The following is a 1,616-nucleotide window of genomic DNA, read 5'->3' on the forward strand; positions in this document are numbered from 1 at the left end:
CCGACCGGTGTGTTCACCGACAAGACTCACTCCGAGCGCTACAACCGCAAGTGGGACATGCAGTTCTCGCCGCGCATCTGCCCTGGCTGCTCGAGCGGTTGCAACATTTCCCCGGGCGAGCGCTACGGTGAATTGCGTCGCATCGAAAACCGTTTCAACGGTTCGGTGAACCAATACTTCCTGTGCGACCGTGGCCGTTTCGGTTATGGCTACGTCAACCGCACCGACCGTCCACGTCAGCCGCTGCTGGCCGACGGCACCAAGCTGAGCCTCGACGCTGCGCTGGATAAAGCGGCTGACCTGCTTCGCGGTCGCAACATCGTCGGTATCGGTTCGCCGCGTGCCAGCCTCGAAAGCAACTACGCGTTGCGTGAACTGGTGGGCGCCGAGCACTTCTACTCGGGTATCGAAGCGTCCGAACTGGAGCGCATCCGTCTGGTCCTGCAAGTGCTCAATGACAGCCCATTGCCAGTGCCGAACATGCGCGACATCGAAGACCACGACGCCATCTTCGTGCTCGGTGAAGACCTGACCCAGACCGCCGCCCGTATGGCGCTGTCGCTGCGTCAATCGGTCAAGGGCAAGGCTGAAGAAATGGCCGACGCCATGCGCGTTCAGCCGTGGCTCGACGCCGCCGTGAAGAACATCGGTCAGCACGCGCTGAACCCGCTGTTCATCGCCAGCCTGGCTGAAACGAAGCTCGACGACATCGCCGAAGAATGCGTTCACGCCGCTCCGGACGATCTGGCGCGCATCGGTTTTGCTGTGGCTCACGCTCTGGACGCCAGCGCACCGGCCGTTGAAGGCCTGGACGCTGAAGCACTGGAACTGGCCAAGCGCATTGCCGACGCCCTGCTCGCCGCCAAGCGCCCGCTGATCATTGCCGGTACTTCGCTGGGCTCCAAAGCGCTGATCGAAGCCGCGGCGAACATCGCCAAAGCCCTGAAGCTGCGCGAGAAGAACGGTTCCATCAGCCTGATCGTGCCGGAGGCCAACAGCCTCGGTCTGGCCATGCTCGGTGGCGAATCGGTTGACGCTGCGCTGCAAGCAGTGATCGATGGCAAGGCCGACGCTATCGTCGTGCTGGAAAACGATCTTTACACCCGCACCGCCAAAGACAAGGTCGATGCTGCGCTGAACGCCGCGAAAGTGGTGATCGTTGCTGACCATCAGAAGACCGCTACCAGTGATCGCGCGCAACTGGTTCTGCCAGCTGCCAGCTTCGCTGAAGGCGACGGTACTTTGGTTAGCCAGGAAGGTCGCGCCCAGCGCTTCTTCCAGGTTTTCGATCCGCAATACCTCGACGCAAGCATTCTGGTGCACGAAGGCTGGCGCTGGCTGCACGCCCTGCGTGCCACCTTGCTGAATCAGCCGATCGACTGGACGCAACTCGACCACGTCACCGCTGCCGTTGCTTCGAGCACCGAGCAACTGGCGCGTATCGTCGACGCTGCACCGTCCGCCGCGTTCCGCATCAAGGGTCTGAAACTGGCGCGTGAGCCGCTGCGTTATTCCGGTCGCACCGCGATGCGCGCCGACATCAGCGTTCACGAACCACGCACCCCGCAAGACAAAGACACCGCGTTCGCCTTCTCCATGGAAGGTTACTCGGGCTC

General features: G+C 62.3%; 1 protein-coding gene. It reads left to right on the plus strand.

Annotated elements, in window-relative coordinates; all coding sequences use genetic code 11:
- Positions 1-1,616 (plus strand): molybdopterin-dependent oxidoreductase (locus ACIQVE_RS29445; RefSeq protein ID WP_402815452.1); only part of this gene is annotated, 1,616 nt, incomplete at both ends.

Source organism: Pseudomonas sp. NPDC098747, from assembly GCF_044760045.1.
Taxonomy (GTDB): Bacteria; Pseudomonadota; Gammaproteobacteria; order Pseudomonadales; family Pseudomonadaceae; genus Aquipseudomonas.